The 13,988-nt window shown below is 45.3% G+C and carries 7 protein-coding genes; all 7 read left to right on the top strand.

Features of this window, described 5'->3' with window-relative positions:
- Positions 1-26: 26 nt before the first annotated feature.
- The 7 genes from AC6H3C_RS16330 to AC6H3C_RS16300 all read left to right on the top strand — a co-directional run bounded on the left by AC6H3C_RS16330 (position 27) and on the right by AC6H3C_RS16300 (position 13,942).
- The gene (locus AC6H3C_RS16330; RefSeq protein WP_497516479.1) at positions 27-1,724 is read left to right on the top strand and encodes a glycoside hydrolase family 99-like domain-containing protein; all 1,698 of its coding nucleotides are present in this window, start codon (positions 27-29) and stop codon (positions 1,722-1,724) included.
- A 104-nt stretch (positions 1,725-1,828) separates the two neighbouring features.
- Positions 1,829-2,278 carry a hypothetical protein gene (locus tag AC6H3C_RS16325; protein ID WP_497516478.1) on the top strand — a complete coding sequence of 150 codons (450 nt, stop codon included), beginning with the start codon at positions 1,829-1,831 and terminating at the stop codon, positions 2,276-2,278.
- 86 nt (positions 2,279-2,364) lie between these two features.
- Complete coding sequence (locus AC6H3C_RS16320) at positions 2,365-3,528, top strand: glycosyltransferase WbsX family protein (RefSeq protein ID WP_497516477.1); 1,164 nt, start codon at positions 2,365-2,367, stop codon at positions 3,526-3,528.
- Positions 3,529-3,600: 72 nt separating this feature from the next.
- Positions 3,601-6,435, top strand: coding sequence for a hypothetical protein (locus AC6H3C_RS16315; protein WP_497516476.1), 2,835 nt, complete (start codon positions 3,601-3,603; stop codon positions 6,433-6,435).
- Positions 6,436-6,554: 119 nt separating this feature from the next.
- Positions 6,555-9,062, top strand: a complete 2,508-nt coding sequence (locus tag AC6H3C_RS16310; RefSeq protein ID WP_497516475.1) for a CBM96 family carbohydrate-binding protein — start codon at positions 6,555-6,557, stop codon at positions 9,060-9,062.
- Positions 9,063-9,243: 181 nt separating this feature from the next.
- The gene (locus AC6H3C_RS16305) at positions 9,244-10,695 is read left to right on the top strand and encodes a sulfatase-like hydrolase/transferase (RefSeq protein ID WP_497516474.1); all 1,452 of its coding nucleotides are present in this window, start codon (positions 9,244-9,246) and stop codon (positions 10,693-10,695) included.
- Entirely contained in the window at positions 10,688-13,942 is a 3,255-nt protein-coding gene (locus tag AC6H3C_RS16300) for a glycosyl hydrolase (RefSeq protein ID WP_497516473.1), read from the top strand. The genes AC6H3C_RS16305 and AC6H3C_RS16300 overlap by 8 nt, the downstream gene beginning before the upstream one ends.
- Positions 13,943-13,988 lie beyond the last annotated feature (46 nt).

Genomic DNA, 13,988 nt, shown 5'->3' with positions numbered 1-13,988 from the left:
GTTCACTAACTGAAAAATATCAAATCATGAAAACTATAAGTTCAATATCGTTCATTTTAATGACATGGTTCCTGTTAACCACCGGGTGTAAAAACTGGGGTGAGCAGGATAATATAGAAAACGAAATTGAAAACGGGCATCAGGGGGACCAATCTGTATTGATTGGAGCGATTAGATGGGATGCCTGGGTGAGTAGCCGGAGTAGTGAAGGGTTAGCGGTGGAACGTTCGTTGTCACCGGAAAAGTACCATTTCCGGCTCCCTTTCTATTCAAAAATTCTTGAACCGGGTTCGCCTTACGAGGATATCTTTCTCGACCAGGGCTTCAATACAGAGACTACCGGTTCGGATCCCGCGGGTTGGGTCGTTTCCGAGCCGGATGGCACCAGTGTTTCGGTAGTGGAGGTGCCCGGCGCAAACGACAAGAGTGTCCACCTCCACGATGAATCCGCATCTGATGCTCCGAAGATGAGCTACACCTTTTCCCCCCAAACGGGAAAAACCATAGTTGAATGGGACTGGAAAGAAACCGTGGCAGGCAGGTGGTCTCAAGCCGTGCTGGTCAACTCAGCGGGCCAGGTAGCGGTTGATATCCGTACCAGGGTAAAGGCAGGCATCAAAGAACTGATTTATATTGCCCCCGATGCTTCATTCCAGGCTATTGAAACCATCGCCGACGATGCCTGGTATGCCGTTAAAATCGAGGCCGATCCCGGGGCAGGTACTGTTGACATTTATGTGGATGGGATACTTAAAACAACTACACCTTTCAGGAATGCCACAGAATCCATTGGTTTACTCAGGTTTGCTACCAATGGGAGCCTCATCTCAGATCTTTACATCGACAATGTGAAAGTCAAAGTCAACCACGAAGGAATATCCGTGAAGATTGACGGCGCTACCCGGGATGTTGTAGATCAGGAGATACAGTTTGCCAAAGAGGCGGGGATCGACTACTGGGCGTTTGTTTATTATCCAACAGGGCCGTTATCTCTCGCCAGAGAGCTGTATTTATCCAGTTCCCTTAAGGATCAGGTTAGCTGGTGTGCAATAATCGAAGGTCACTTTCGCACACCCAGTTTCGGTGAAAATTTGCAGGTGTTGATTGAGCGGTTCAAAGAGCCAAATTACCAGAAAGTGATGAATGAAAGACCGTTGGTTTATTTTTTCCGTACACCCAGCGTTGAGGAGGTCAACCAATTAAAAGAAGAAACAAAAAATGCCGGCCTCCCGAGCCCTTACATTGTGATCATGAAATTTCCGGCAGATGACGCTGTTATCGCGGCCAGGGAAGTGGGCGCTGATGCAGTCAGCCGTTATGCAAGATCGGGAACGGACGGGATATCTTATGCCGCACTGGCCAGCGCTGAAAAAAGCCAATGGCAAAGTTATGCAGATGCAGGGGCCCCGCAAATCAATTTGGTGCCTACGGTAACGACCGGCTGGGACAAACGGCCCAGATTTGACAATCCTGTACCCTGGGAGCCGGATTATGAAAAGTTTGAAAATATGTGGGTTCAACAGGCGACTCCACAAGAGATTGCCGGACATCTGACCGAGGCTATCCAGTGGATCAATGAACACCCCGATCATGCTCCTGCCAGGACAGCCATTATTTACGCTTGGAACGAATTTGATGAGGGCGGTTGGATATGTCCCACGTTGTCTCCGGAAGGTGGAACTGATGATTCCAGGATTAAAGCCGTAAAAGATTTACTGAAATAGGATTGACAGAATCGCCCGGGTTTAATGTAAAAAATTCCATTGAAAAACAACTTATGCCTGTAATCATGAAAGTATTTAAAATAATTTTTTTAACTACCGGGTTGATGATATTATTTTTTACAATTCAAGGTTGCGGCCAGGATGGGAATGAAATTACCGATCCCCCAAAAATAGTTGAATTTTTGGGGGATCAGCCCATGACCCGAGCGGGGCGTCCTTTTGTGGTACTGGCAACGGTCAGCAAACCGGCAGCAGTTCGGGTCAGGCTCTCGGTGAAATTAAAATTACCCGATGGTATTCATACTGAAGGTGTAACCAAACACCGGGTTGAACTTCCGGCATACGGGAAAACCACGCTTTGGAAAGGGAGGGTTGCCAATGAAGCGGATTTGATGAATAATTTATTCAAGGTTCCGCAAAATCAACTTGGCAGCAGGATGCTATTATTGGATAATTGGAACGAGTGGGGAGAAGGCCACCATATTGCGCCATGCACGGAAAATGGGCGGATCAAAAAAGGAATGAATAACAATCCCGTCAAAATTTATCTATAAAAACGGCAAAGGTTAAATTTAATAAACAATAAGGAATGAATATTATGAATAAAAGAATTTTTCTATTTACAATAACGTTTGTATGCATGACCGGATTTCTTGTTGCCCAAACAACAAAAAATTCCCGGGAAAAGAAATATGATGTGGCTGCATTTGTCTGGCCGTCTTATCACCCTGATGACCGTGCAAAAATCTTTTGGCCGGATGGGGTTGGCGAGTGGCAAACAGTGATCAGCAACAAAGCCAAATTCGAAGGGCACGAGCAACCCCGTTACCCGTTGTGGGGATACATTAATGAAGCCGACCCATATGTCTCAGAGATGGAAATCAATGCAGCAGCCGACCATGGGGTGAACGTGTTTATTTTTGACTGGTACTGGTACGATGGCATGCCTTTCCTGGAAGGCCATTTGAACGAAGGCTATCTGAAAGCAAGAAACAATGACCGGGTGAAATTTTACCTGATGTGGGCCAACCACGACGTCAACCTTGGGTGGGACAAGCGTAATGCAGATGATGCTTTTGATCATAAAAACAAGGCTCTCGTTTGGCGGGGGGATATCAACAGGCAGGAATTTGAAAAGGTTGCCTTACGCTGGATCGATAAATATTTCACGCATCCGTCATATTATAAAATTGATGGCAAACCGGTTTTAATGATCTATGATATGAATAAACTCATCCTGGGGCTGGGTGGGGTGGAGCAGACCAAAGAAGCCCTTAACTGGTTCCGTAAACAAACTGTGAAAGCTGGTTTCAAAGGTCTTGAACTCCAGCTTTCCATGAGGAGAGAAACAAACAGGAGCATGACTGTTGTGCCGGGAGATAACATCGGGACACAAAAGGAGGTGGTTGAAAAAGTAGGGTTCAATTCACTTACCCATTACCAGTTTGTACATTTTACCGATGTTAAAAGGGACTATAACGAGATTTTAAACGATGTCGCCAAAGACTGGAGCGCGATTTCGGGGAGTTATTCTGCAAAATATTATCCGCATGTATCTGTTGGTTGGGATTCCAGTCCCCGAATATATGGTGCCCGGGTGAATATAGTAAAAAACAATACGCCGGAAAATTTTGAAAAGGCCTTACGGATGGCAAAGGGATTCGTGGATGCTCACCCCGATCAGGCGCCTTTGATTACCGTCAACAGTTGGAACGAATGGACCGAGACCAGTTACCTGATGCCCTGCACAATGTACGGTTACGGTTACCTGGAAGCTGTAAAAAAGGTTTTCATGGAAGATTAAATTCGTATTCCGGAAAGGCTTTGATAATAAAAAGGTCATAAAAGCACAATTATTAAAAAGTAATACATATTAATGAGAAAAACACTTGTTTTTATAGGTTGCCTGATATTTTTGCCACATCTATTTGTACGAGGGGGCAGCACGCTTCCCAAAGCAAATACCCTTGAGAATGACAGGTACCAAATCTTCCTGCAAAAAGACAAAGCTGTTCAAATCAGGCTTAAAAACTCCAACGTGTCGGCTATTTTTAAGCCCTCTTTTTATGTGTTGTACCGAAAAAATGACCCCGGTATCCATATTACCCATTTCAGTGCGCTGGAATATGAAATGGCTGCATGGAAAAACCACAAAAATGAAAGGGTGACCGACTATTTTCTGGCAGCCGACACTTTGTTCGTAAAGGAGGCTTCCGGGGTAACTACCGTGGAAAACCGGATAAAATGGACATTTGAATCCAGTGAAGGGTTTGTTTTAAACGCCACATTGGAATTACCGGAGGGAAAAGAACTGCCGGTTCTTAAGTTTCATTTTCAAGCCGGGAAAGCCGGTTGGTATTCTGTTGGATACGCGGGAGCCCCTACAGTAACTGAACAGGACCTGGATGCCATTTGGCAGCCCTTGATCTGGCAGGAAAAAAGATTTCCATCGGCTTCTTATTTATCCCCTGAATATGCATGCACGTTACCTGCTGCTTTTGTCCAGAAAAAAGGCCAAACATGGAGCGTTATAGCCGATCCTTCGGAAATCCCGTTTCGGTTTGTAACCCACAAAAACAGCAGGTTTGGCGTAACTGTCAGGAATCCACGGGGAGAAGCTCAACCCATTTTGTTCGCCCCGGTGTTAGGGCAACAGGATTCCGGAATGAAAAAAGGAGAGTCGTTTTCGTTTAAAGCCCGCTTATATGTGGGAACCGGCGATTGCTATGATGCCTACAGGTACCTGGCTACGCAACTCTTTAACTTCCACGATTACAGGGAAAACATCAGTGTTTCAATGAACAAGACGATCGAAAACATGATCGATTTTGCCATGAATGATGATTATTCGGGATGGAATGCGGGCCTGAAAGCGCCGGATTATGCTACCGATGTGAAAAATACGGTAAAAACAGTCTCCGCTTTACACCCCTTATCCATAGCAATTGTTACCGATGACGGGCAGGTGTATAAGAGACGGGCGCTGCCCACCATCGAATATTTGATGTCGAGGGAAAAATACCTCTTTACCACATCCAAACCTGTGGATACCCATCAAAGTCCGTCACATTTATTGAGAGGGCCTGCGACAGAAGTTTCGGAACTGGCAGCGCTGTATGAAATTTCGCATCACAATTGCCCGGTTTTTAAACATTATGCTGAAGATTTGTTTGATAAACCCCGCGTGTTGAACCTGGGAATGGTCAGTAAAGGCGGAAGCTGGCAAAGTGCATTGGCGCTTTACCGCATGTCGGGTAATACGGAATTCATGGAAAAAGCAAAAAAAGGGGCCAATGAATATGTTTCTCTGCGGATAGACCAGCCACAGGAAGATTTTAGCGATGCCCGGATAGGGAATGGCCTGGGCGGGCAATTCTGGACCGACTTTGCCCCAAAATGGATCGAACTGCTGGAATTGTATGAGACAACAGGAGAGAAAAAGTATCTCGAGGCAGCAACGGAAGGCGCCAAACTTTATACCAATTTTATTTGGCTGCAGTTTCCCATAACTAACAATAAAATAATTGTCAATGAGGGGAATAAAGTGGGCGCTTATGCCCACCAGAACCGGTTGTTCAAAAATACACAACCAATGATTGCGCCTGAGCAAACGATTCCGGCATGGCAGGTATCCCCTGTTGGGCTTATGCCGGAAGCGTCCAACACCTTTACCGTCAACCGCGATGTGTTCCTGGCAAACCATGCCGCCTGGATGCTCAGGCTGTATGGTTACACGAAGGACACCTTCTTCAGGGATATTGCCCGTGCAGCTATCGTAGGCAGGTATTCAAATTACCCGGGATATTGTTTTTACGGCGAGTATACAAACATTGTACAGCGGGCTGATTATCCCTTGCGCCCATTGAATGAGGCTACTTATAATACATTTTATTATAACCATATTTGGCCACAGATCGCGTTAACAATGGATTTTTTGATTACCGATGCCATTGTGCGGTCGGAAAACAATATTTTTTTTCCAAACCATTATGCACAGGGGTATGCCTATTTGCAGAGTAAGGTTTATGGTGATCAGCCCGGTAAATTTTATGGGGATAACGATGTCCGGGTGTGGTTGCCTTCCGGTTTGCTTACCACGGATAACATACAAGCCAATTACGTAGCCGGTTATGGAAATGATAATCTGTACCTGGCTTTTCTTAATCAATCGGGGGATGCTTCTTCCCTGAACATTTTCATCGATCCGCTTGTCGTGCCATGGGAAAAGGGGAAAACGTATGAAGCAGATGTATGGAAAGACAATAAACCAGTACCCGGCGTTCAAATGCAGGACGGACGGATAAACGTTGATATTTCAGCGAAAGGCATAACTGCCCTGCGGATCAAGGGGCTCAAAATCGTCCCCGGGTTCCGGCAGAAATTATATCAGGGAAAGCAGCAAAACCATTTTGAACAGGGTTTTGCTGAAAAACAAACCCCGTTTGGCAAGGTAACGGGAATGATCATTTCTATGGGCCCATCCCTGAATCATGCTTATATCTGGCTGGAGGCCTCACAGGATGAGATCCGGCAGGCCACCTTTCATTTTAAAACAAAGGGAACGGATGAATGGGAAGAGTTTACCGATACATCTTATCCCTTTGAATTAAGTATCCCATTAAACGGGGGAATTCCTGAAATAGAATATCGTGTGGAGGTCTTAACGAATCACAACGAAAAACTTGTTGCAAAACCTACCATATTAAAATGAACCAGAAAATAATAGGAAAAATGAAAAATTTTATTGTAATCAGTGGCAATATCATCGTTGGTAAAGGACGCGATTGCACCAGGGATCAAATACGAATTGACCAAATAAATACACCTATTATGAAAAAGTTATTAATTTTTGTCCTTTTGACTGTGGTACATACTACATACAGCAACGCCCGGGAAGTCTACGAACCGATCAAAAGCGGATATATCCAGGAGGGCACGACAAGTTTTAACGAATCGCTTATTTATTTGAGAATGGCTACAAACTTTCGCGGAGAAGGCTATCTGGCCTTTAGGATTACCGATACCACGACAGTCGAATCTGTTGTTTTAAGATTGTATGTAATGAAAGTTCTGAGCAACGACCCGGCCACCATAGCTTTTTCAGCAGGCAAGGGCAACCTTACCGAAGGATTAACATGGGATACGCGACCCAATCCGGCAAGTCTTAAGCAATTGGGGAATACAGAAGTTTCTTCTTCAGATCCATATATCGAACTTGATATCACTGATTATTACAACGAGTTGGTAACCCGGGGAAATGTTGACACTTTTACAATAAGGGTAGCTCCTACCGGGCATAATGACCTTGTTCAGTTTTACAGCGTTTCTTCAGACCAAGCAAATAAACACCCCTTACTTTCCCTTTCCGGCCGGCAACAACTTTTGACTCCGGTTGCGGAAAGTAAAAGTTTTTATCCCTTTCCCCACTTTACCTGGACTGCACACCGTCAGGCATTTCAGTCTGTTTCAGAACCGGTGTACTATGAAATTGAAATCGCGAGGGATAAAAACTTCCAAAATGTGGTTGACAGGGACAGTATCGGGCTCAACCGTTATATTCACGACCGTCCTTTAGAACCTGGCAATTATTTTTGGCGGGTACGCGCCCTTCCGGCTAACTCCAAACCAACGGAATGGTCGTCAACCGGTTATTTCGCAATTACTCCCTGCGATGAGGAAGTACATGTTAATTACAATCCAGGAGCAGAGGATCATTTTGATGTAGTACAGCAGGCTCTTTCCCAAGCCAAAGCTATCACCGCTACAGGTAAGTCTGTGCGGGTTGTGTTTCCCAAAGGTACTTATAAGTTTGATAAACCAAACACTGCCCTTATTACTCTTAGCAACACCGGGAACATGATCATTGACGGGAATGGCTCGATGATACATTCTTTAAGGTACAATGGAGGCCTTTCGCAGTTAACGAATGTGGACAGTATGGTCATCACGGGTTTTGAAGTCGATTTTCCCGGAGAGAAGACCTTTCTTCAGGGAAGGGTGCTTGCTGTGAATAAGGAAGATGGAACAGTTACGGTTAAACTGGAACAGGGCTTTCCCGGTTACGATGAGCCCTATGTTCAACAGGGGATTCATTTTATGTCGTTATTGGATACTGAAATTAACGGTCGTCTTAAGAGTGGAGCCAGTAGTTTTTTTCAATTTGAATCCTATTCTGCCGGCCCCGACGGTACCTGGATATTAAAGTTGATACAGGCCCCTCGAACGTTAATAAAAGACTTTGCACCCGGCGACCGGTTTGTTCATCTCATGCGTAATAACGGCAAAGCGCTGGCCCAGTCCAACGATTGCCAAAACATAACTTATACCGATATTACCAGCTACGGCGCAAGTGCCTTTCATTATGCGTCCTATGGAGGGTCAATCCTAAATATTTTGCATTGCCAGTGGAAGATCGCCGAAGGGAACTGGTTTTCGGGCAATGCGGATGGGATTCACTGCCGTGGGTTAGAGGTGGGGCCGTGGGTCGAAGCGTGCAGCATCCAGGCTATCGGTGATGACGGTATTGCATTGTATGCCCGGCCTGCAACGGTTTATCAGGTTCATCCAGGGGGAAAGAAAAACGCTTTACTTTTAAACGATTTGCATATGGGGCTTGAACCTGGAAACCAGGTTTCGTTTTTTAATCCGGATGAAGGAAAGATACTTTTCGAAGGTAGTGTTTCCTCTGTTCAGAAGGAAGGAGACGTCTGGCTGGTGCTATTCGCAAAAGATGTTCCTGATGGGATTGCCACAACCGGAGAGAAAAAACAACATAACGAAGACATCCACACTGCCCGCAGACCGGGCTGGATTTCGCGAATTACCACTAAAGATATTCAACGCGTTACCCAAATTTGGAACCGGAGCAAATCGTCAGGCGACTTTATGATCAGGAACAATTCCATCCGAAACATCCGGAGGTATGGGACGGTTTTCAGGGCGAGACGAGGTGTGGTGGAAGGCAACTTCTATGAAGGGACATCAAGCAGCGGTGTTATTTTTATGAATGAACCTTATTGGCCTAACGGTTTGTATTGTTCCGACATTATTATCCACGATAACGAATTTCGCGATTGTAGTTTCCAACGGCCTTCCACTCCACCTGTTACAATGAGATTTCAGAAATTTGGAGACCAATCCTCTCCTGATTTGGGACCCCGCCGGGTACTGATCAAAAAAAACAGGTTTCAATGTACTATGAATGCCGATATCTTGCTGGTTTCGGCACAGGATTTTGTAATCAGTGGCAATACCATCGTTGGTAAAGGATCCGATTGCACCAGGGATCAAATACAAATTGACCAACAAAATACGAGGAATGTAATTGTTCCGCAGTAAATGCAGTAAGTTTATTGACCAAATAAATACACCTATTCTGAAAAAGTTATTAATTTTTATCCTTATGGCTGTGGTACATGCTACACACAGCAACGCCCGGGAAATCTACGAACCGATCAAAAGTGGACATATCCAGGAGGGCACAACAAGTTTTAACGAATCGCTTATTTAAAAGAAAATCATGAAAAATTTAAATGCATCGTGTATGAGCCTTTTTTTGTCAGTTTCCCTGTTTTCATGCAGTGAACCGGCAAAAAAACCCAATATCCTTTGGATAATCGCGGAGGATTTATCTCTCGATTTGGGATGCTATGGAAATCAGGTAGCACACACGCCAACAATTGACAAGCTCGCGGAAAATGGAACTAAATTTACCAATGTTTATACAACGGCTGCCGTTTGTGCCCCCAGTCGTACCGCTTTAATCACCGGTATGCATCAAACTTCCATTAACGCGCACCACATGCTGTACCCGGATAGTTTGGTAAATCCCCTTCCTGAGGGAATACAAACGCTCAATGATATTTTCAGGGCCAATGGTTACCTGGCTGGGAATATTGCAGATAAACCAGGTATAGGAAAAACCCACTGGTCATTTAAACATGATGTTTCCAGTCAACTGGATTTTCGCCATTGGGACGACCTGGTTAACCAGGACAAGCCTTTTTTCGCGGAATTATGTTTGTTTAAAACCCATAGGCCTTTTGTTACAGATCAGTCGATTCATGTAGATTCCGATAAGATAGATGTTCCTCCCTACTATCCGGATGTTGCACCAACAAAGGAAGATTGGGCCAATTATTATCGGAGTATTGAGACCCTGGACAATCAAGTTGCGCAGGTGTTGGATACATTAAAAAAACTTGATCTGGACAAAAACACTATTGTTTTTTTCTTTTCAGACCATGGAAGGCCAATGCCCAGGGCAAAATGCTGGCTATATGATAGCGGCATTAAGATCCCCATGCTCGTTTATATCCCGGAAGGAGTCGAGATGCCGGAAGAATATAAACCGGGAGGTATCGTTGACCAGCTTGTCAGTGCCATTGATATTTCTGCAACCAGTCTGGCAATGGCCGGTATCAGGAAACCCGATTATATGGAGGGTGAGGTTTTCTGGGGAAATCTAAAAGAGCAACCACGCCAATACATTTTTGCCGCATCGGATAGAATAGGGGAAATTTTCTATAAAAGCAGGGCCGTTCGGGACACAGCATTTAAATACATTAAAAATTTTAACCATGATTTCTCTGTAAATGAAGCTTCTACTGCCCATACAAAAGCTCATTACCCCATTTATCATGTTATTAATGTCCTCGATGCGCAAAACAAACTCAACCCCTGGCAGAAAGCTTTGGTGGAACCGCTTCCTGAGGAAGAATTATACGATTTGCGCAACGATCCCTACGAGATGCATAACCTGGTCAATGATACGGATTATCGGGATAAACTGGCAGAAATGCGAATGGTGTTGGATGACTGGATCAAAAAAACCGGGGATTACGGCATGCTGGAAGACAGCGAACAGTTGAAAGCGTATTTCAAAAAGTATGGGGAACAATCTGAAATGAATTCCAATAAACAAACCAGAGAACTGCATGAAAAAATTAAAACTGATTTAAACAATGATTGATAATTGGTGTATTAGAAAAAATCCCGTTGGGCGTTTCCCTTGGGTTCCGGTCTTACTTATTATTTTATTTCTTGCAGGTAGTAATACCGGCTGTTCAAGTAAAAAAGAAGTTGTTTCAAGCAATGAAAACTTTGATGGTACCGGATGGTTGGAACAAGGCTTCAAAGCGCCGCTAAACCCGGCAAAACCGCGAATCTGGTGGCATTGGATAAATGGCCATATCTCCGCAGAGGCAATTACCCGTGACCTTGAGGCGATGAAACAGGCCGGTTTTGGCGGGTTCACACTTTTCAACACTTCCGAAGGCACTCCTCCCGGACCGGTAAAATATATGAGCCGGGAATGGTGGGATTTATTGAAACACACGAAAAAAGAAGCGGAACGCCTGGGACTTGAAATGGGGGTTCACAATGGTGCCGGATGGTCATCCAGTGGCGGACCGTGGGTAACACCGGATAAGGCCATGCAGGAAGTAGTGTGGACGGAAAAACAACTATCGGGACCGTCTGTATTTGATGGAACACTCGATATACCTTTACCGGCGTTGGGGATTGAAAGGGATATGAAACGCGACCCCGAAATCAACAAAAGGTATTACGTCCCAAGGGAAAAGGTCCGTGGTTATTACCGGGATATTGCGCTGCTGGCATTCCCCACACCCAAAAGCGAAAAAGCAGATGCCCCTTTTCGGATTGAAAACTGGTGGGCAAAAGCGGGGTTTGAAAAAATGAAAAAGTATTCACCGGATTACCGGAATGTTCCGGTTTCAGACATAATTGATCCGTCTCAAATAATTGACCTGACATCAAAACTGGATGAACAGGGGCGTTTGAGGTGGAACGTTCCGGAAGGGGATTGGACGCTGTTGCGCCTGGGGTATCAGCCAACCGGCAGGCAAAACCATCCTGCACCACCGGAAGGCAGGGGGTTGGAGGTCGATAAAATGTCATCTGTGGCTATTGATTTTTACTGGGAGAAATCCATTTCAAAAATTATTGAAGAAGGAAATAGTATTCAGGCAAAACAAGTATTGAAACACATTCTCATTGACAGTTACGAGGTGGGGCACCAGAACTGGACGGCATCATTTGAAAAGGATTTTCAGGAACAACGGGGATATAACCTGCTGAAGTATTTGCCCGCATTAACAGGACGCGTGGTTGGCAGCCTGGAAACGGCTGAAAAGTTTCTCTGGGATTTTAGAAAGACTATCAGCGATATGGTTGCACAAAACTACTATGGACGTTTTGCCGAACTGTGCCGCGAAAACGGATTGTCACTTTCGGTTGAACCGTATGGGAATTTTGGGAATACCGACGATTTTACCGTTGCCGGTATTGCCGGTATCCCCATGAACGAATGGTGGACGTTTAATAATAATCCTGATGCCAACGCCAAGGCTAAACTTGCTTCATCTGCAGCTCACACTTACGGAAGGACAAAAGTAGGTTCAGAAGCTTTTACCGGAACACCGGGACGAATTTTTGAAGAATACCCCGGAAAATTAAAAGCTCAGGGCGATCATTTTTTTTGCTTGGGGATCAATCAGTTTGACTTGCACGTTTTTGCCCATGACCCATACGAAAAAGCCCCCGGTTTAGGCCTGGGCGCTTACGGCTCACATTTCGACAGGCGTAACACATGGTGGCCCTACATAAAAGGATGGACAGATTATTTGTCCCGTTGCCAGTATATGCTTCGTCAAGGGCAATTTGTCGCCGATGTGCTTTATTACGCGGGCGAGGATGCGCCGCAGGCCCCTGTTGTCCGTGAGGAACTTCAACCTTCTTTACCGGATGGTTTTGACTTTGATTATGGTAACCGGGAAATTCTCAGGCAGATTGAGGTGCAAGACGGCAAGCTCGTGCTTCCCAACGGTATGGGCTACCGGATACTGGTTTTACCTCCCCGGCTGCACATGCGTCCGGAAGTATTGCATGTCATCGAAAATCTTGTAGCTGCTGGTGCCACTGTTGTCGGTCCAAAACCTTTGCATATTCCCGGACTAGAAGGTGGAAAAGATTCAGAAACAACCCTGAAGACGATAGCAGACCGGCTGTGGGGCGATTGTGACGGGCAAGCTGTAACCATGAACAGTTATGGCAAAGGTAAAATTTACTGGAATGAACCCCTGAATTCTATATTCGGCATGGCAAACCTGTTGCCTGATTTTTCTTACCGGGTCATCCGTGAAGGTAGTTCCGGTTCAATCCCGGATACCGGTAACGGAATTGAATATATCCACCGTAAAGAAGGAGAAACTGATTTGTTTTTTGTATCCAACCAGCATGATCAGCCCAAAATTGTAGAAGCAACTTTTAGGATTGGAAATAAAATGCCGGAACTGTGGGATCCTGAAACCGGAAGGATTGAAGTTGCATCCGGGTTTAGAGCTACACCTGATGACCGAGTGGTTGTAACCTTAAGGTTGGAACATTCGGGTTCGGTTTTTGTCGTATTCAGAAAGCCACTTCAGGACGAACCCGGTATCCTATCGGTTGAACAGGATAACAAACCGGCTAATGTACGGCTAAGCAGGGAAAAGAACCGGTTCTTCCTGCAAAGTGGGGAAGCCGGCAAATATGTTGTAAAATTTGACCATGGAAACTCCCGGACAGTAAATGTTCCAACCCTGCCCGCGCCAATCGGTTTGAACGGGCCCTGGCAGGTTTCATTCCCCCCGGGGTGGGGCGCACCGGAACAAATTAAATTGCCGGGCCTTATTTCCTGGACAGAGCATACTGATCCGGGGGTGAAATACTTTTCCGGTACGGCTACCTATCAAACTCAAATAGAAGTTCCATCGGAAATCCTGTCGGACGGTTACAGAAACCTTCTCGATTTGGGCGATGTGCAGGTCATTGCCGAAGTTTTTGTAAACGGTCAATCCCAGGGGGTGTTTTGGAAACCGCCATATTTAACAGACATAACAAATTCGCTTCACCCGGGAATAAACAGGATCGGGATCCTGGTTACCAATCTCTGGGTCAACCGTTTGGTTGGCGACCAGCAATATCCCGATGATTGCGAGTGGACTGCCAATACGGGTTCTACAGCCCCCGGATTGGGATTGTCTAAAATACCGGACTGGGTTGTTAACGATACGCCCAGACCTTCCCCACACCGCAAAACTTTTGTTACATGGCAGTGGTCTCATCTGAAAAACAAAGAGCTTTTACCATCAGGGCTATTGGGACCTGTTCGTTTGGTTACCCAGGTCAAAACAGAAATTGATATTAGGCAATGAATCCCGTAAAAAATGTAGTGGCACAAACTCATTTTGCACATTGTTT

This window comes from Gaoshiqia sp. US2, assembly GCF_059705485.1.
This window is presented reverse-complemented; position numbering and strand designations above follow the sequence as displayed.

What these genes read in the sequence shown, in the direction of transcription:
- AC6H3C_RS16330 (WP_497516479.1), top strand. Translation starts at nt 27, where the DNA reads ATGAAAACTATAAGTTCAATATCGTTCATTTTAATGACATGGTTCCTG.
- AC6H3C_RS16325 (WP_497516478.1), top strand. Translation starts at nt 1,829, where the DNA reads ATGATATTATTTTTTACAATTCAAGGTTGCGGCCAGGATGGGAATGAA.
- AC6H3C_RS16320 (WP_497516477.1), top strand. Translation starts at nt 2,365, where the DNA reads ATGACCGGATTTCTTGTTGCCCAAACAACAAAAAATTCCCGGGAAAAG.
- AC6H3C_RS16315 (WP_497516476.1), top strand. Translation starts at nt 3,601, where the DNA reads ATGAGAAAAACACTTGTTTTTATAGGTTGCCTGATATTTTTGCCACAT.
- AC6H3C_RS16310 (WP_497516475.1), top strand. Translation starts at nt 6,555, where the DNA reads ATGAAAAAGTTATTAATTTTTGTCCTTTTGACTGTGGTACATACTACA.
- AC6H3C_RS16305 (WP_497516474.1), top strand. Translation starts at nt 9,244, where the DNA reads ATGAAAAATTTAAATGCATCGTGTATGAGCCTTTTTTTGTCAGTTTCC.
- AC6H3C_RS16300 (WP_497516473.1), top strand. Translation starts at nt 10,688, where the DNA reads ATGATTGATAATTGGTGTATTAGAAAAAATCCCGTTGGGCGTTTCCCT.